Below are 17,647 nucleotides of genomic sequence, written 5' to 3' on the forward strand. Positions count from 1 at the left end.
GGCTATTTCAACATAAGCTGGTTTTTTGAATGCAGAACGACAAAGATCTTTCCACGTGGCAGACCTTCCGCCGACTCTGGCCGACTATTGCGCCATTTAAAGCAGGGCTGATTGTGGCTGCGGTTGCGTTAATCTTCAACGCAGCCAGCGATACCTTCATGTTATCGCTCCTCAAACCATTACTGGATGATGGTTTTGGTAAAACGGACAGGTCAGTGCTGTTATGGATGCCATTGGTGGTAATCGGTCTGATGGTGCTTAGGGGCATCACCAGTTATGTCTCCAGTTATTGCATCTCCTGGGTTTCCGGCAAGGTTGTTATGACCGTGCGCCGTCGCTTATTCAGTCATATGATGGGGATGCCTGTCTCCTTCTTCGATAAGCAATCCACCGGGACGCTGCTTTCTCGTATTACTTACGATTCTGAGCAGGTGGCATCGTCTTCTTCCAGTGCACTGATTACCGTCGTGCGTGAAGGCGCGTCGATTATCGGCTTGTTCATCATGATGTTCTACTACAGCTGGCAGCTGTCGCTGATCCTCATCGTACTGGCGCCGATTGTGTCGATTGCTATCCGCGTGGTTTCTAAGCGCTTCCGAAACATCAGTAAAAATATGCAAAACACGATGGGGCAGGTGACCACCAGTGCAGAGCAAATGCTGAAAGGGCACAAAGAGGTGCTGATTTTCGGTGGTCAGCAGGTAGAGACCAAACGCTTCGATAAAGTCAGCAACAAGATGCGTATGCAGGGTATGAAAATGGTATCTGCATCTTCCATCTCTGACCCGATCATTCAGTTGATTGCTTCTCTGGCGCTGGCTTTTGTCCTGTATGCCGCAAGCTTCCCGAGCGTTATGGAAACCCTGACCGCCGGTACTATCACCGTGGTCTTTTCATCCATGATTGCCCTGATGCGCCCACTGAAATCGTTGACTAACGTCAACGCGCAGTTCCAGCGCGGGATGGCTGCCTGCCAGACACTGTTTGCTATCCTTGACACTGAGCAGGAAAAAGATGAAGGCACTCGCGTGGTTGAGCGTGCGAAAGGCGATCTTGAGTTCCGTAATGTCACCTTTACCTATCCTGGTCGTGAAGCGCCTGCGCTGCGCGATATCAACCTGTCTATTCCGGAAGGCAAAACGGTAGCACTGGTGGGGCGTTCGGGCTCAGGTAAATCAACCATTGCGAGCCTGATCACCCGTTTCTACGATATCGATAAAGGCGAAATTCTGCTTGATGGGCATGACCTGCGTGAGTACACCCTGGCGTCATTGCGTAATCAGGTTGCGCTGGTGTCACAAAACGTTCACCTGTTCAATGATACCGTTGCCAATAACATTGCTTATGCGCGTACTGAAGAGTTCAGCCGCGAGCAGATCGAAAAAGCCGCAGAAATGGCCTATGCCATGGATTTCATCAACAAGATGGATCAGGGGCTGGATACGGTTATCGGTGAAAACGGCGTGCTGCTTTCCGGCGGTCAGCGTCAGCGTATTGCCATTGCCCGTGCGCTGCTGCGCGACAGCCCAATCCTGATTCTTGATGAAGCGACCTCTGCGCTGGATACGGAATCTGAGCGTGCGATTCAGGCAGCCCTTGATGAGTTGCAGAAAAACCGCACCTCGCTGGTGATTGCTCACCGCCTGTCCACTATCGAGCAGGCTGATGAAATTGTGGTCGTAGAAGATGGTCGAATCGTTGAGCGCGGTAGCCATGCGGATCTCCTGGCCCACCGTGGCGTCTATGCGCAGCTGCACAAGATGCAATTTGGCGAATGATAGCGCGCATCTGGTCGGGCGAATCACCGCTCTGGTTGTTGCTGTTACCGCTCTCCTGGCTATACGGTCTGGTGAGCGGGCTTATCCGACTGAGCTATAAGCTGGGCCTTAAAAAGGCCTGGCGCGCACCGGTACCGGTTGTCGTTGTAGGTAACCTGACGGCGGGCGGTAACGGGAAAACGCCGGTAGTGATTTGGCTGGTCGAACAGCTCCAGCAACAGGGAATTCGCGTGGGTGTGGTGTCCCGTGGTTATGGCGGTAAAGCGGAAACGTATCCGCTGCTGCTGGACCCGGAAATCACCACTGCCCAGGCCGGTGATGAACCGGTGCTTATTTTCCAGCGTACGGGCGCGCCGGTCGCGGTGTCGCCTGTTCGTTCTGACGCGGTCAAAGCGCTGCTTGCTGCGCATCCTGTACAACTCATCATCACCGATGACGGCCTGCAACACTATCGCCTGGCGCGAGATAAAGAAATTGTCGTTATTGATGGCGTGCGCCGTTTTGGCAATGGCTGGTGGCTGCCTGCCGGGCCGATGCGCGAACGTGCATCACGTTTAAAATCCGTCGATGCAATCATAACCAACGGCGGTACGGCGCTGGCGGGAGAAATCCCGATGCGTTTACAACCCGGTCAGGCGGTAAACTTGCTGACCGGCGAACGTCGGGCGCTCACCGAATTACACGATGTGGTGGCGATGGCCGGTATCGGTCACCCGCCACGTTTCTTTGCAACGCTTGAAAACAGCGGCCTGCAACCGGTCAAAACCGTTGCACTGGCCGATCATCAGGCGCTGACGCTTACGGATGTCGAGGCGCTAACTGCGCCGGGGCAAACGCTCATTATGACCGAAAAGGATGCGGTGAAATGCCGCGCGTTTGCTAAGTCCAACTGGTGGTATTTGCCGGTTGATGCCGAACTGAGCGGCGAGCGGGCGCAACGTTTACTTCAGGAACTGGTCGCTCTGGCGCAACAATAGCCGAAACGGTAAGGCGCGCGGGCGGAATACGGGGATGTGACATGTCAGAGTTGCACTTGACCCTCAGCGCCGCGCGTCATCTCCATCTGGCTGCGCAGGGGTTACTCAAACGCCCACGGCGTAAGGCAAAACCGGCGGATATTCTTGCCACTATTCAACGCATGTCACTGCTGCAAATCGACACCATTAACGTTGTCGCCCGCAGCCCCTATCTTGTTCTCTTCAGTCGCCTGGGCGCGTATCCGCAAAGCTGGCTGGATGACGCGCTGCTTCGTGGCGAGCTGATGGAATACTGGGCGCACGAAGCCTGTTTTCTGCCTCGCTCGGATTTCCCGCTGGTTCGTCACAAAATGCTCTCGCCGCATAATATGGGCTGGAAATATCATCCGGAGTGGATGGCTGAGCATGCTGACGAGATTGACTCGCTTATCGCCCATATTGCTGAAAACGGCCCGGTGCGTTCTGCGGATTTTGTCCACCCGCGAAAAGGCGCAAGCGGCTGGTGGGAATGGAAACCGCACAAACGTCATCTGGAAGGGTTATTTACCGCAGGCAAGGTGATGGTGGTGGAGCGCCGCAACTTTCAGCGCGTCTACGACCTCACGCATCGCGTGATGCCAGGCTGGCAGGACGAACTGCATGCACTCTCGCAGGAAGATGCGGAAGCGTTAATGCTGGAAAACAGCGCGCGCAGCCTGGGAATATTTCGCCCGCAGTGGCTGGCTGATTACTATCGCCTGCGTCAGCCGAATCTCCCCGCACTGCTCAAACGCTGGCAGGATAAAGAACAGGTAGTGCCCGTACAGGTTAAGCAACTGGGCGAAATGTGGGTGCATACCGACATGCTACCTCAACTGGCGTTGGCGGAAGACGGCAAACTGAACGCCACGCACAGCGCCGTGCTTTCTCCCTTCGACCCTGTTGTCTGGGATCGCAAACGCGCGGAACAATTTTTTGATTTTACCTATCGGCTGGAATGCTACACCCCGGCCCCCAAACGTCAGTACGGCTATTTCGTGTTGCCGCTGTTGCATCAGGGTAAGCTGGTGGGTCGCATCGACAGTAAAATGCACCGTAAAGAGGGCGTCCTGGAAATTTTTGCGCTTTTTCTGGAGGACGGGACTCGTGTGAGCGCCTCGCTGGAAAAAGGCCTGAAACAGGCGCTGGATGACTTTGCCCGTTGGCAAGGCGCTAACCGGATCCGCCTGCAACGGCTGCCGGAAAAGCTCTTTTTGCATCAGCGGGATGGCTGGGAAATTGACGTTGCCTGAGATGGCACTATGATAAGCTGCATCGAGGCCCACCCGGTGCATCAGGAGGAACCATGGATCACCGTTTATTAGAAATTATCGCCTGCCCGGTTTGTAACGGCAAACTCTACTACAGCCAGGATAAGCAGGAACTGATTTGCAAGATTGATAACCTGGCGTTCCCGTTCCGTGATGGGATCCCGGTTCTGTTAGAACATGAAGCACGCCCGCTGGCGGCAGAAGAGAGCAGACCATGAGTTTTGTTGTTATTATTCCAGCGCGATTCGCTTCCACGCGCCTGCCGGGTAAACCCCTTCAGGATATCAACGGCAAGCCAATGATTGTTCACGTGCTGGAACGCGCGCGTGAATCGGGTGCGGATCGCATCATCGTCGCGACCGACCATGCAGACGTTGCGAAAGTCGTGGAAGCGGCGGGTGGCGAAGTGTGCATGACCCGTGCCGATCATCAGTCCGGTACCGAGCGCCTGGCGGAAGTAGTCGAGAAATGTGGCTTCAGCGATGACACCATCGTGGTGAACGTGCAGGGCGATGAGCCGATGATCCCGGCGGTTATCATTCGTCAGGTGGCGGAAAACCTCGCGGCCAGCAAAGCCGGAATGGCCACACTTGCCGTGCCTATCGACAATGCGGAAGAAGCGTTTAATCCGAATGCGGTGAAAGTGGTGATGGATAAAGAGGGTTATGCGCTCTATTTCTCCCGCGCCACCATTCCGTGGGATCGCGACCGCTTTGCCAAAAGCCGTGAAACGGTGGGAGATTCCCTGCTGCGCCACATTGGTATTTACGGCTACCGCGCCGGATTTATTCGCCGCTACGTTGGCTGGGCGCCGAGCCCGCTTGAGCAGATTGAAATGCTCGAGCAGCTGCGCGTGCTGTGGTATGGCGAAAAAATTCACGTTGCCGTTGCCGAGGAAGTACCGGGTACGGGCGTCGATACGCTGGAAGACCTGGAGCGCGTTCGCGCAGAAATGAAGTAATCCTCTCGCCCCTGCTTTCGCGGGGGCCGTTTACCGCTACGTATTCTTCTGTTTTCTGTAACAGTTTTGATCTTATCCGGTGACATCTGCCTTGCATATGCTCATTATGAAAGCAGTAGCTTTTATGGGGGCAATCTGAAATGGAACAACTGCGCGCCGAACTAAGTCACCTTCTGGGGGAAAAACTCAGTCGGGTGGAATGTATCAATGAGAAGGCCGATACCGCGCTGTGGTCTCTGTATGACGCTCACGGCAACCCGCTACCTATACTCGCCAGGAGCTTCACCACGCCTGGCCTCGCCCGTCAGCTGGCGTGGAAAATCTCGATGCTCGCTCGTAGCGGCACTGTGCGAATGCCTGTTGTTTACGGCGTCATGACCCACGAAGAACATCCCGGCCCGGATGTCCTCCTGCTGGAACGTCTGCGCGGCGTACCGGTCGAAGCGCCAGCTCGTACTCCGGAACGTTGGGAACAGCTCAAAGACCAGATTGTTGAGGGCTTGCTGGCCTGGCACCGTCAGGATAGTGGTGGGTTGGTCGGGTTCGTCGACAGCACGCAGGAAAATCTGTGGTCATACTGGTATCGCCAGCGCGTCGAAGTACTTTGGGGTACCCTCAATCTTTATCAAAACACCGGCTTAACGATGCAGGATAAGCGTATTCTGTTTCGCACCCGCGAGTGCTTGCCTACGCTGTTCGAGGGTTTTAACGACAACTGCGTGCTGATCCACGGAAACCTTACCCTGCGCAGTATGCTGAAAGATGCACGCAGTGACCAACTGCTGGCGATGGTTGGTCCTGGGGCGATGTTGTGGGCGCCACGCGAGTTTGAACTGTTTCGTTTGACCGAAAGCGGCCATGCGGAAGGGCTACTGTGGCGATATCTTCAGCGCGCACCGGTGGCGGAATCGTTCCTCTGGCGACGATGGCTGTATCTGCTATGGGATGAAGTCGCCCAGCTTGTGAACACCGGGCGGTTTAGTCGCGAGAATTTCGATCTGGCGGCGAAATCACTCCTTCCCTGGCTCTCCTGAAATCCCTTTCAGCCACTGCCAGATTCGCCCGAGCGTTTCATAGCCGACGCGATCGCTGTGCATCAGCCAGACCGGGGACGGGATCGCTTTCTCCCACGGGTTCAGCGGCGATTCGATTGCCAGCTGGTTGGCGGGGGCTGGCAGGGGATTTAGCCCTGCATGCTGAAAGAAGATCATCGCGCGTGGCAGATGCGACGCAGAGGTTACCAGCAGGAACGGTGCATCGCCGATCGCTGCTTTCACTGCGGCGGCTTCTTCCTCGGTATCTTTTGGTGTGTCGAGGACGATAATCTCGCTTCGCGGCACGCCGAGGCTTTCCGCCACCCGCGCGCCGGCTTCACCGGTACTGACCGGGTTGGTCAACGCGCGTGCGCCGGTAAAGATCATTTTTGATCCCGGATTCGCCTGCCACAATCGAATCCCTTCATTCAGGCGCGGCAGGCTGTTGTTAATAAGGTTTGAGCTGGGCGCCCACGCCGGATTCCAGGTGTATCCGCCGCCCAGAACCACGATATATTCAGCGTGTTGCTCGCCGCGCCAGGTGGGATATTTATCCTCAATAGGTTTCAGTAACCCATCGGCAACAGGCTGTAGACTTAACAGCAGTATCAAGAGCCAGCCAAGGGTGATCGCCGTTTTGCCCGTCTTCTGAAAACGCGTAAACCAAACCAGGAATAATCCTAGCCCTGTCAGTAAAAGCAGCAGCGGCAGTGGCAACATCATTCCGCCAATATACTTTTTCAGCATAAAAAGCATCTGAATGGGTCCTTTTTTAACCATCTAGGTGGATCAACGCAGGGATATTACACCAGATAGCTTCATTATCGCCGTGGGTGTGACAAAATAGCCGCCTTGTTGTTGGCGAGTGAGGTCGTCCTGTGCAGGATCGCAATTTTGATGACATCGCGGAAAAATTTTCGCGCAATATCTATGGCACAACGAAAGGGCAGTTGCGGCAGGCCATTTTGTGGCAGGATCTCGATCGTCTGCTGGAAACCTTTGATTCTCGTCCACTGCGCGTACTGGACGCCGGTGGCGGAGAAGGGCAGACGGCGATAAAAATGGCCGAGCGTGGCCACAAGGTCATTCTGTGCGATCTTTCTGCAGAAATGATCGCCCGCGCAAAACAGGCTGCCAGCGACAAAGGTGTGAGCGACAACATGCATTTTATACAATGCGCGGTCCAGGACGTGGCTCACCATTTGGAAACCCCGGTTGATCTGATATTGTTTCATGCTGTGCTGGAGTGGATAGCGGAACCGAAAGACGCCTTGAATGCGTTATGGTCCGTTCTGCGTCCGGGCGGCGCATTATCGTTAATGTTCTACAATGCAAACGGCTTGTTGATGCATAACATGGTGGCCGGTAATTTTGACTATGTCATGATCGGTATGCCGAAAAAGAAAAAGCGGACGTTATCGCCGAACTATCCGCGCGATCCGCAACAGGTCTATGGCTGGCTGGAAGAGGCTGGCTGGCAGGTCACCGGGAAAACCGGCGTGCGAGTGTTTCATGATTATCTGCGCGAAAAACATCGGCAGCATGACTGCTATGAGATGTTACTGGAATTAGAGACGCGCTATTGCCGTCAGGAGCCTTACATTAGCCTGGGGCGCTATATTCATGTCACCGCGCGCAAGCCGCAGAAGCAAGGATAAACTATGAGTGAATTTTCCCAGACAGTCCCCGAACTGGTTGCCTGGGCCAGAAAAAATGATTTTGCCATCTCGCTTCCGGTCGACAGGCTCTCATTTTTGCTGGCTGTCGCAACGCTGAACGGCGAGCGACTGGAGGGTGAAATGACGGAAGGCGAGCTGGTGGACGCGTTTCGTCATGTGAGTGATGCGTTTGAGCAAACCAGTGAAACCATCAGTACGCGTGCCAACAACGCGATTAACGATTTGGTTCGCCAACGTCTGCTGAACCGCTTTACCAGCGAAGTGACCGAAGGCAATTCTATTTATCGCCTGACGCCGCTAGGGATCGGTATAACCGATTACTATATCCGCCAGCGCGAATTCTCGACTCTGCGCCTCTCCATGCAGCTGTCGATTGTGGCCGGCGAACTGAAACGCGCCGCCGATGCGGCAGCGGAAGGCGGCGACGAGTTCCACTGGCACCGTAACGTCTATGCGCCGCTGAAATACTCGGTGGCCGAGATATTCGATAGCATCGACCTGACCCAGCGCATTATGGATGAGCAGCAACAGTCGGTAAAAGATGATATCGCCCAGTTACTGAACAAAGACTGGCGCGCGGCGATCTCCAGCTGCGAAATGCTGCTGTCCGAAACGTCCGGCACACTGCGTGAATTGCAGGATACCCTGGACGCGGCAGGCGATAAGCTACAGGCAAACCTGTTGCGTATTCAGGATGCGACGCTCAGCCACGATCATCTGCACTTTGTCGACCATTTAGTGTTCGACTTGCAAAATAAACTCGACCGCATCGTGAGCTGGGGCCAGCAGGCAATTGACCTGTGGATCGGTTACGATCGCCACGTGCATAAATTTATCCGTACCGCTATTGATATGGATAAAAACCGCGTCTTCGCCCAGCGTTTGCGCGTGTCGGTACAAAATTACTTCGATGCGCCATGGGCGCTCACCTATGCCAGCGCCGATCGTCTGCTGGATATGCGTGACGAAGAGATGACTCTGCGCGACGAAGAGGTAATGGGTGAACTTCCGCCTGATTTAGAGTACGAAGAGTTTAACGAAATCCGCGAACAGCTGGCGGCGCTAATTGAAGAGCAGCTCGCTATCTATAAAACCAAAGCGATCCCGCTTGATCTGGGGCTGGTGGTAAAAGAGTATCTGCTCCAGTACCCGCGCGCGCGGCACTTCGATGTGGCGCGTATTGTGGTCGATCAGGCGGTTCGTTTAGGCTTTGCACAAGCAGATTTCACCGGGTTGCCAGCAAAATGGCAGCCAATTAATGATTACGGAGCCAAGGTACAGGCGCATGTCATCGACAAATATTGAACAAGTGATGCCAGTTAAACTGGCGCAGGCCCTGGCCAATCCTATTTTTCCGGCGCTGGATAGCGCGTTGCGTGCGGGTCGGCATATCGGTCTGGATGAGCTGGATAATCACGCCTTTTTAATGGATTTCCAGGAATACCTGGAAGAGTTTTACGCGCGCTATAACGTTGAGCTGATTCGCGCGCCGGAAGGGTTTTTCTACCTGCGCCCGCGTTCCACTACGCTGATTCCACGCTCGGTATTGTCCGAGCTGGATATGATGGTCGGCAAGATCCTCTGCTATCTCTATCTGAGCCCGGAGCGCCTGGCAAACGAGGGGATCTTTACCCAGCAGGAGCTCTACGATGAGTTGCTGACGCTGGCGGATGAAGCCAAATTGTTGAAGCTGGTGAACAACCGCTCCACCGGTTCTGACCTTGACCGTCAAAAGCTGCAGGAAAAAGTCCGTTCATCCCTGAACCGTCTGCGTCGTCTGGGCATGGTGTGGTTCATGGGCCATGACAGCAGTAAATTCCGTATTACCGAATCCGTGTTCCGCTTCGGCGCGGACGTGCGTTCGGGCGATGATGCGCGTGAAGCGCAACTGCGTATGATCCGCGACGGCGAAGCGATGGCGATTGAAAACCATCTGCAACTCAATGATGAGAATGAAGACAATCAGCCGGATAGCGGGGAGGAAGAATAATGATCGATCGCGGTAAATTTCGTTCGCTAACGCTGATTAACTGGAACGGGTTCTTTGCCCGCACTTTTGACCTTGATGAATTAGTCACCACCCTGTCGGGCGGTAACGGGGCGGGGAAATCCACCACCATGGCGGCCTTCGTCACGGCACTGATCCCTGATTTAACCCTGCTGCACTTCCGTAACACCACCGAAGCGGGCGCGACCAGCGGCTCGCGCGACAAAGGTCTGCACGGTAAGCTGAAAGCGGGCGTCTGTTACTCGGTACTGGACGTCATGAACTCGCGCCATCAGCGCGTGGTCGTGGGGGTACGTTTGCAACAGGTCGCCGGGCGCGACCGTAAAGTTGACATCAAACCGTTCGCCATTCAGGGGCTGCCAACCTCTATGCAGCCGACGTCGTTGCTCACCGAAACGCTCAACGAGCGTCAGGCGCGCGTACTGACCCTGCAAGAGCTGAAAGACAAGCTCGAAGCCATCGAAGGCGTGCAGTTCAAGCAGTTCAACTCCATCACCGATTACCACTCGCTGATGTTCGATCTGGGCATCGTGGCGCGTCGTCTGCGTTCCGCGTCTGACCGTAGCAAGTTCTATCGCCTGATTGAAGCCTCGCTGTACGGCGGGATCTCCAGCGCCATCACCCGTTCTCTGCGTGACTACCTGCTGCCAGAAAACAGCGGCGTGCGCAAAGCGTTCCAGGACATGGAAGCCGCGCTGCGTGAAAACCGCATGACGCTGGAAGCGATTCGCGTCACCCAATCTGACCGCGACCTGTTCAAGCATCTGATTTCCGAAGCGACAGATTACGTGGCGGCGGACTACATGCGTCACGCCAACGAACGCCGTATCCACCTCGATAAAGCGCTGGAATATCGTCGCGAACTGTTTACCTCTCGTCAGCAGCTGGCAGCGGAGCAGTATAAACACGTCGATATGGCCCGTGAGCTGCAAGAGCACAACGGCGCGGAAGGCGATCTTGAAGCCGATCACCAGGCGGCAAGCGATCACCTGAATCTGGTGCAGACTGCGTTGCGCCAGCAGGAAAAAATTGAGCGCTACGAAGCGGATTTAGAAGAGTTACAGGTCCGCCTTGAAGAGCAGAATGAAGTGGTTGCCGAGGCGGCAGAGCAGCAGGAAGAGAACGAAGCCCGCGCCGAAGCCGCTGAACTGGAAGTGGATGAGCTGAAAAGCCAGCTTGCCGACTACCAGCAGGCGCTTGACGTACAGCAAACCCGCGCCATTCAGTACAACCAGGCGCAACAGGCGCTGGCCCGTGCGAAAGAGCTGTGCCATCTGCCCGATCTAACGCCTGACAGCGCCGACGAATGGCTGGAAACGTTCCAGGCCAAAGAGCAGGAAGCCACAGAAAAACTGCTTACTCTCGAACAAAAAATGAGCGTGGCGCAAACCGCCCATAGCCAGTTCGAACAGGCCTACCAGATTGTCGTTGCCATCAACGGCCCGGTAGCCCGCGATGAAGCGTGGAATGTGGCGCGTGAATTACTGCGTGATGGTGTCAATCAGCGTCACCTTGCCGAGCAGGCGCAGTCTCTGCGTGGTCGACTGAACGAGCTGGAACAGCGTCTGCGTGAGCAGCAGGAAGCCGAACGTCTGCTGGCCGAATTCTGCAAACGCCAGGGGAAACACTACGATATTGAAGACCTGGAGTCGCTGCATCAGGAACTGGAAGCACGTATCGCTACGCTCTCCGACAGCGTTTCAAGCGCCAGCGAACAGCGTATGTCACTGCGTCAGGAACTGGAAACGTTGCAATCGCGCATCTCCGCGCTGATGCACCGCGCGCCGGTATGGCTGGCGGCGCAGAACAGCCTGAACCAGTTGTGCGAACAGAGCGGCGAGCAGTTCGAATCCAGCTCGGATGTCACTGAATATCTGCAACAACTGCTGGAACGCGAGCGTGAAGCGATTGTTGAGCGTGATGAAGTTGGCGCGCGTAAACGTGAAATCGATGAAGAGATTGAGCGTTTAAGCCAGCCGGGCGGCTCGGAAGATCAGCGTCTTAATGCGCTGGCCGAGCGTTTTGGCGGCGTGCTGCTGTCTGAAATTTATGACGATGTCAGCCTGGACGATGCGCCGTACTTCTCTGCCCTGTATGGCCCGTCTCGTCACGCAATCGTGGTCCCGGATCTCTCGCAGATCGCCGAACAGCTTGAAGGGCTGGAAGATTGCCCGGAAGATCTGTATCTGATCGAGGGTGACCCGCAGTCGTTCGATGACAGCGTCTTCAGCGTCGATGAGCTGGAAAAAGCGGTGGTCGTGAAAATTGCCGATCGCCAGTGGCGTTATTCTCGTTTCCCAAGCCTGCCGCTGTTTGGCCGTGCGGCACGTGAAAACCGCATCGAGACCCTGCATGCCGAGCGCGAAGTGCTTTCTGAACGCTTCGCCACGCTCTCCTTTGACGTGCAGAAAACTCAGCGTCTGCATCAGGCGTTCAGCCGCTTTATCGGCAGCCATCTGTCGGTAGCGTTTGACGATGATCCGGAAGCAGAAATTCGCAAACTCAATACTCGTCGCGGTGAGCTGGAACGCGCGCTGAATACGCACGAAAGCGACAACCAGCAGCAGCGCACACAGTTTGAACAGGCGAAAGAGGGCGTAGCGCAACTCAACCGTCTGCTGCCGCGTCTGAGCCTGCTGGCCGATGAAACGCTGGCAGACCGCGTCGATGAAATTCAGGAACGTCTGGATGAAGCGCAGGAAGCCGCGCGCTTTATTCAGCAGCACGGTAACCAACTGGCGAAACTGGAGCCGGTGGTGTCGGTTCTGCAAAACGACCCGGAACAGTTTGAACAGCTAAAAGAAGATTATGCCTGGTCGCAGCAGGTGCAGCGTGAAGCACGCCAGCAGGCGTTTGCCCTGACGGAAGTGGTGCAGCGCCGCGCGCACTTTAGCTACTCTGATTCGGCTGAAATGCTGAGCGGCAACAGCGATCTTAACGAAAAACTGCGCCAGCGTCTGGAGCAGGCGGAAAGCGAGCGTACGCGTGCCCGCGAAGCGATGCGTACCCATGCCGCGCAACTGAGTCAGTACAGCCAGGTCCTGGCGTCGCTGAAAAGTTCTTACGACACCAAGAAAGAGCTGCTTAACGATCTCTATAAAGAGTTGCAGGATATTGGCGTACGCGCCGACAGCGGGGCGGAAGAGCGTGCGCGTATTCGCCGCGATGAACTGCATGCGCAGTTAAGCAACAACCGCGCGCGTCGTAATCAGCTGGAAAAAGCGCTGACCTTCTGCGAAGCAGAAATGGATAACCTGACCCGTAAGCTGCGTAAGCTGGAACGTGATTACCTGGAAATGCGCGAGCAGGTGGTGAGCGCGAAAGCTGGCTGGTGCGCGGTGATGCGTCTGGTGAAAGACAATGGCGTAGAACGTCGTCTGCACCGCCGCGAGCTGGCGTATCTTTCTGCCGATGACCTGCGTTCGATGTCGGATAAAGCGTTGGGTGCGCTGCGTCTGGCGGTGGCTGACAACGAACACCTGCGCGATGTGCTGCGCATGTCGGAAGATCCGAAACGTCCTGAACGTAAAATTCAGTTCTTCGTGGCGGTGTACCAGCATCTGCGCGAACGTATCCGTCAGGATATTATCCGCACCGATGATCCAGTCGAAGCTATCGAACAGATGGAAATCGAACTGAGCCGCCTGACCGAAGAACTGACCGGGCGTGAACAGAAACTGGCGATTAGCTCTCGCAGCGTGGCGAACATCATTCGCAAAACCATTCAGCGCGAACAGAACCGTATTCGTCAGTTGAACCAGGGGCTGCAAAGTGTGTCGTTTGGTCAGGTGAACAGCGTTCGTCTGAACGTAAACGTGCGTGAAACGCACTCGACGCTGCTGAATGTGCTTTCTGAGCAGCATGAACAGCACCAGGATCTGTTTAATAGCAACCGTCTGACCTTCTCCGAAGCGCTGGCGAAGCTCTATTCTCGCCTCAACCCGCAAATCGATATGGGTCAGCGCACGCCGCAAACCATCGGTGAAGAACTGCTGGATTATCGCAGCTACCTTGAGATGGAAGTCGAAGTTAACCGTGGTTCCGATGGCTGGCTGCGTGCCGAATCCGGCGCGCTTTCTACCGGTGAGGCGATCGGTACCGGGATGTCGATTCTGGTGATGGTGGTACAGAGCTGGGAAGACGAAGCGCGTCGTCTGCGCGGAAAAGACCTCTCACCGTGCCGTCTGCTGTTCCTCGATGAAGCCGCCCGTCTGGATGCCCGTTCTATCGCGACGCTATTCGAACTGTGCGAGCGTCTGGAGATGCAGCTGATTATCGCTGCGCCAGAAAATATTAGCCCGGAAAAAGGCACCACTTATAAACTGGTGCGTAAGGTGGTTGGCAGCCATGAGCACGTTCACGTAGTCGGTTTACGTGGTTTTGCCGCACAACTGCCAGAGACGCTGCCGGGAACGGCTGACGCTTCGTGATGTAAAAGGGCGTAAATAAAAAACCCGGCGCGAAAGTGACCGGGTTTTTTCTCATTCAGGGAGAAGCGCCGTTTTAGCTATCTGCTTTTGAGGCTGGAAGAGGTATCATCTTTAGACTTCTTTACATTTGGTCAGGCAGAATTTTTTTGTCTTTATATACTGAGAGTAAGCCCGTTTTACGAGCATTAATGCAATAACAGGGGGCAAGGGATGTTGCTTAATAAAAAGAATGGTCGTCGATTGTCGGTCGTGAGTATGTGTCTGGCAATGACGTTTGCTCCACTGTTTAACGTGCTGGCTGATGAGCCAGAAGTCGTGCCTTCAGACAGTTCCGCCACGGTTGCGGAAACCGCGCCTGCGCTGGCGGTGCCGGGAAGTCAGGCATCCGCGATGGCGAATCTATTGGGAACGCAGCCGCTCCCGGATGGCGCAGCGGCGAAGAGCCGTGCCGATATTCAGTCCTGGCTGCCGGCAGGCTACACGCCGGTTTATCTGAATCCATTGGTTACACTTTACGCCGCACACGATATGAAACCGATGTGGGAAAATCGTGATGCCGTACGCGCGTTCCAGCAGCAACTGGCCGAAGTCGCTATCGCCGGTTTTCAGCCGCAGTTTACTAAATGGGTTGAGCTGTTAACCGACCCGAATGTCAGCGGGATGGCACGGGATGTCGTGCTTTCTGATGCGCTGATGGGCTATCTGCACTTCATCAGCGGTATCCCGGTTCAGGGCAATCGATGGCTCTACAGCGCGAAACCGTACACCCTGGCGACGCCGCCGCTGTCGGTTATTAACCAGTGGCAACTGGCGCTTTCTGATGGCACGTTACCGCAGTTTATCGCCGGGCTTGCCCCGCAGCATCCGCAGTATGAAACCATGCATCAGACACTGCTGTCGCTGCTCTCCGATACCAAACCCTGGCCAACCCTGAAGGCTGGCGCGTCGCTGCGTCCGGGGCAATGGAGTAGCGATGTGCCTGCGCTACGTGAAATTTTACAGCGCCATGGCATACTCGATGGCGGGCCCACTATCACGCTGCCGGGCGATGAGCCGGCTGTCAGTCCATCGGCCCCATCCAGAAAAACCGCGAAATCGGGCCCACAAGTGTATGACCGAACGCTGTCTGATGCCGTTAAACGCTTCCAGACATCGCAGGGGCTCGGCAGTGATGGTGTCATTGGAGGCGCCACGCGCGATGCGCTCAATCTTTCTAACGCCGAACGTGCAGGTGTGGTGGCGCTGAATATACAGCGTTTGCGTCTGCTGCCAGGCAAACTCTCAACGGGCATTATGGTGAATATTCCGGCGTATTCGCTGGTCTATTATCAGGACGGAAATCAGGTGCTGGCGTCGCGCGTCATCGTGGGCCGCCCGGATCGCAAAACGCCGATGATGAGCAGTGCGCTGAATAACGTGGTGGTCAATCCGCCGTGGAACGTGCCGCCAACACTGGCGCGCAATGACATTCTGCCGAAACTGCGCAATGACCCAGGCTATCTTGAGCGTCACAACTATACGATGATGCGCGGCTGGAACAGTAGCGAAACCATCGATCCATGGCGCGTTGACTGGTCAACGATTACGCCGTCGAATCTGCCGTTCCGCTTCCAGCAGGCCCCAGGGCCACGCAACTCGCTTGGGCGATATAAGTTTAATATGCCGAGTTCGGACGCCATTTATTTGCACGATACGCCAAACCATAATTTATTCCAGAAGGATGCCCGCGCGTTAAGTTCTGGCTGTGTGCGTGTGAATAAAGCCTCTGAACTCGCCGGTATGTTATTGGGTGATGCTGGATGGAATGACACGCGAATTTCCGATGCACTGAAGCAGGGTAATACCCGTTACGTGAATATCCGACAGAATATCCCGGTGAATCTTTATTACCTCACCGCCTTTGTGGATGCTGATGGAAAGACACAATATCGCACAGATATTTACAATTATGATGTAACAGCGCGATCTGGCGCACAAATTCTGCCAAAAGCGGAACAATTAATCAGATAAATGAAGTAGTTCAGGTAATTTAGTGGTCCTATCTATGTCGCAACCTTCGCCCCGGAAAGCCCTGGTGGCGCGGGTTGCGCTGGGATGGTCGCCTTGACGCTGGCAGAAATGCCCGGTAAGGTGCCCTACGTGCGCCAGAAGTGCATAAATTTCGATCACATTTACTTGTAGACCTGATTATCATGGACAAATTTGACGCTAATCGCCGCAAACTGCTGGCACTGGGTGGGGCTGCGCTGGGCGCTGCTGCCATCTTGCCGACGCCTGCACTTGCTACCCTCTCGACCCCACGTCCGCGGATCCTGACGCTGAACAATCTTCATACGGGTGAGTTGATAAAAGCCGAGTTTTTTGACGGCAGAGGCTATATTCAGGATGAATTAGCAAAACTCAATCATTTCTTCCGTGATTATCGCGCGAATAAAATAACCACTATCGACCCCTCATTATTTGACCAGCTTTATCGGTTACAGGGCTTATTAGGCTCTAATCGCCCGGTACAGTTAATCTCTGGCTATCGTGCCATAGACACCAATAATGAATTACGTGCCCATAGCCGTGGTGTAGCGAAAAATAGCTACCACACGAAAGGACGGGCGATGGATTTCCATATTGAAGGCGTTTCGTTAAGCAATATTCGCAAAGCCGCGTTATCTATGCGCGCAGGTGGTGTAGGATACTACCCACGTAGCAACTTTGTGCATATTGATACCGGGCCGGTGCGGCACTGGTAACGAAACAGGAGCCTTATGAACTATCGTATTATTCCGGTCACCGCGTTCGCGCAGAACTGTTCATTGATTTGGTGCGAGCAGACGAAACTTGCTGCGCTGGTCGATCCTGGCGGCGACGCAGAGAAAATCAAAGAGCAGGTTGAGGCCGCTGGCGTTACCCTGGTTCAGATTTTACTCACTCACGGGCATCTCGATCACGTAGGCGCGGCGGCAGAGCTGGCAGCGCATTACGGTATTCCCGTGATTGGGCCGGAAAAAGAAGATGAGTTCTGGCTGCAGGGATTACCGCAACAGAGCCGGATGTTTGGCCTCGAAGAGTGCCAGCCGCTGACGCCAGACCGTTGGTTGAACGAAGGCGAAACGGTGAGCGTGGGTAACGTGAAGCTGCAGGTGCTTCATTGTCCGGGACACACGCCAGGCCACATCGTCTTTTTCGATGATGCGTCGCGTCTGTTGATTTCCGGCGATGTTATCTTTAAAGGCGGGGTGGGGCGCAGTGATTTTCCGCGCGGTGACCACGGCCAACTGATCGACGCGATTAAACGTAAGCTGTTGCCGCTGGGTGATGACGTGACGTTTATTCCAGGTCATGGGCCGCTGTCGACGCTCGGTTATGAGCGGTTGCACAACCCGTTCCTGCAGGATGAAATGCCTGTCTGGTAATTGAAAAAAAGGCCGCGAAAGCGGCCTTTTTTGCCTGATGCGCAGCGCTTATCAGGCCTACAACGTTTCTGCAATATATCAAAT

The 17,647-nt window shown here is 55.1% G+C and carries 13 protein-coding genes and 1 pseudogene; 13 read left to right on the top strand and 1 reads right to left on the bottom strand.

The features are described from left to right. The first annotated feature begins 29 nt into the window (after window positions 1–29). The 6 genes from msbA (at window position 30) to NMC31_RS02000 (ending at window position 6,039) form a co-directional block, all read left to right on the top strand. Window positions 30–1,778: a lipid A ABC transporter ATP-binding protein/permease MsbA gene (gene msbA, locus NMC31_RS01975; RefSeq protein WP_149461511.1), complete on the top strand. Its 1,749-nt coding sequence runs from the start codon at window positions 30–32 to the stop codon at window positions 1,776–1,778. Further along, the gene (gene lpxK / locus NMC31_RS01980) at window positions 1,775–2,755 is read left to right on the top strand and encodes a tetraacyldisaccharide 4'-kinase (protein ID WP_253896765.1); all 981 of its coding nucleotides are present in this window, start codon (window positions 1,775–1,777) and stop codon (window positions 2,753–2,755) included. Before msbA ends, lpxK begins: the two co-directional genes overlap by 4 nt. 41 nt (window positions 2,756–2,796) lie before the next feature. Next, a complete protein-coding gene (locus NMC31_RS01985) occupies window positions 2,797–4,026 on the top strand; it encodes a winged helix-turn-helix domain-containing protein (RefSeq protein WP_253896766.1) in 1,230 nt (409 codons plus the stop codon). Window positions 4,027–4,079: 53 nt separating this feature from the next. Then, entirely contained in the window at window positions 4,080–4,262 is a 183-nt protein-coding gene (gene ycaR, locus NMC31_RS01990; protein ID WP_015965089.1) for a protein YcaR, read from the top strand. Further along, the gene (gene kdsB, locus NMC31_RS01995) at window positions 4,259–5,005 is read left to right on the top strand and encodes a 3-deoxy-manno-octulosonate cytidylyltransferase (RefSeq protein WP_149461514.1); all 747 of its coding nucleotides are present in this window, start codon (window positions 4,259–4,261) and stop codon (window positions 5,003–5,005) included. The genes ycaR and kdsB overlap by 4 nt, the downstream gene beginning before the upstream one ends. Before the next feature lie 140 nt (window positions 5,006–5,145). Next, window positions 5,146–6,039 (top strand): YcbJ family phosphotransferase, encoded by an 894-nt coding sequence (locus NMC31_RS02000; RefSeq protein ID WP_149461515.1) that lies wholly within the window; start codon window positions 5,146–5,148, stop codon window positions 6,037–6,039. Here the strand turns inward: NMC31_RS02000 and elyC are convergent. Continuing rightward, on the bottom strand, window positions 6,016–6,795 hold the full coding sequence (gene elyC / locus NMC31_RS02005; RefSeq protein ID WP_149461516.1) for an envelope biogenesis factor ElyC: 780 nt from the start codon (window positions 6,793–6,795) through the stop codon (window positions 6,016–6,018). The two genes, NMC31_RS02000 and elyC, sit on opposite strands and share 24 nt — an antisense overlap. 122 nt (window positions 6,796–6,917) lie before the next feature. On the opposite strand from elyC, the pseudogene cmoM reads away from it, so the two are divergent. The 7 genes and pseudogenes from cmoM (at window position 6,918) to NMC31_RS02040 (ending at window position 17,563) form a co-directional block, all read left to right on the top strand. Further along, window positions 6,918–7,704 (top strand): annotated as a pseudogene (cmoM, locus tag NMC31_RS02010) (tRNA uridine 5-oxyacetic acid(34) methyltransferase CmoM). Beyond that, window positions 7,701–9,023, top strand: coding sequence for a chromosome partition protein MukF (gene mukF / locus NMC31_RS02015; RefSeq protein WP_149461518.1), 1,323 nt, complete (start codon window positions 7,701–7,703; stop codon window positions 9,021–9,023). Before cmoM ends, mukF begins: the two are co-directional and overlap by 4 nt. Next, on the top strand, window positions 9,004–9,708 hold the full coding sequence (mukE, locus tag NMC31_RS02020; protein ID WP_149461519.1) for a chromosome partition protein MukE: 705 nt from the start codon (window positions 9,004–9,006) through the stop codon (window positions 9,706–9,708). Before mukF ends, mukE begins: the two co-directional genes overlap by 20 nt. Then, window positions 9,708–14,156 carry a chromosome partition protein MukB gene (gene mukB, locus NMC31_RS02025; RefSeq protein WP_253896767.1) on the top strand — a complete coding sequence of 1,483 codons (4,449 nt, stop codon included), beginning with the start codon at window positions 9,708–9,710 and terminating at the stop codon, window positions 14,154–14,156. The genes mukE and mukB overlap by 1 nt, the downstream gene beginning before the upstream one ends. Before the next feature lie 210 nt (window positions 14,157–14,366). Continuing rightward, window positions 14,367–16,166 (top strand): L,D-transpeptidase, encoded by a 1,800-nt coding sequence (gene ldtD, locus NMC31_RS02030; protein ID WP_149461521.1) that lies wholly within the window; start codon window positions 14,367–14,369, stop codon window positions 16,164–16,166. A gap of 182 nt (window positions 16,167–16,348) precedes the next feature. After that, window positions 16,349–16,900, top strand: coding sequence for a peptidoglycan L,D-endopeptidase MepK (mepK, locus tag NMC31_RS02035; protein WP_253896768.1), 552 nt, complete (start codon window positions 16,349–16,351; stop codon window positions 16,898–16,900). Between the two features lie 15 nt (window positions 16,901–16,915). Further along, the gene (locus tag NMC31_RS02040; RefSeq protein ID WP_231827821.1) at window positions 16,916–17,563 is read left to right on the top strand and encodes an MBL fold metallo-hydrolase; all 648 of its coding nucleotides are present in this window, start codon (window positions 16,916–16,918) and stop codon (window positions 17,561–17,563) included. Window positions 17,564–17,647: the final 84 nt, after the last annotated feature.

This window comes from Pseudocitrobacter vendiensis, assembly GCF_943590815.1.
Taxonomy (GTDB): domain Bacteria; phylum Pseudomonadota; class Gammaproteobacteria; order Enterobacterales; family Enterobacteriaceae; genus Pseudocitrobacter; species Pseudocitrobacter vendiensis.

Excerpts from the sequence above, each read along its gene's own strand:
- msbA (WP_149461511.1), top strand. The coding sequence starts at position 30 with ATGCAGAACGACAAAGATCTTTCCACGTGGCAGACCTTCCGCCGACTC.
- lpxK (WP_253896765.1), top strand. The coding sequence starts at position 1,775 with ATGATAGCGCGCATCTGGTCGGGCGAATCACCGCTCTGGTTGTTGCTG.
- NMC31_RS01985 (WP_253896766.1), top strand. The coding sequence starts at position 2,797 with ATGTCAGAGTTGCACTTGACCCTCAGCGCCGCGCGTCATCTCCATCTG.
- ycaR (WP_015965089.1), top strand. The coding sequence starts at position 4,080 with ATGGATCACCGTTTATTAGAAATTATCGCCTGCCCGGTTTGTAACGGC.
- kdsB (WP_149461514.1), top strand. The coding sequence starts at position 4,259 with ATGAGTTTTGTTGTTATTATTCCAGCGCGATTCGCTTCCACGCGCCTG.
- NMC31_RS02000 (WP_149461515.1), top strand. The coding sequence starts at position 5,146 with ATGGAACAACTGCGCGCCGAACTAAGTCACCTTCTGGGGGAAAAACTC.
- elyC (WP_149461516.1), bottom strand. The coding sequence starts at position 6,795 with ATGCTTTTTATGCTGAAAAAGTATATTGGCGGAATGATGTTGCCACTG.
- mukF (WP_149461518.1), top strand. The coding sequence starts at position 7,701 with ATGAGTGAATTTTCCCAGACAGTCCCCGAACTGGTTGCCTGGGCCAGA.
- mukE (WP_149461519.1), top strand. The coding sequence starts at position 9,004 with ATGTCATCGACAAATATTGAACAAGTGATGCCAGTTAAACTGGCGCAG.
- mukB (WP_253896767.1), top strand. The coding sequence starts at position 9,708 with ATGATCGATCGCGGTAAATTTCGTTCGCTAACGCTGATTAACTGGAAC.
- ldtD (WP_149461521.1), top strand. The coding sequence starts at position 14,367 with ATGTTGCTTAATAAAAAGAATGGTCGTCGATTGTCGGTCGTGAGTATG.
- mepK (WP_253896768.1), top strand. The coding sequence starts at position 16,349 with ATGGACAAATTTGACGCTAATCGCCGCAAACTGCTGGCACTGGGTGGG.
- NMC31_RS02040 (WP_231827821.1), top strand. The coding sequence starts at position 16,916 with ATGAACTATCGTATTATTCCGGTCACCGCGTTCGCGCAGAACTGTTCA.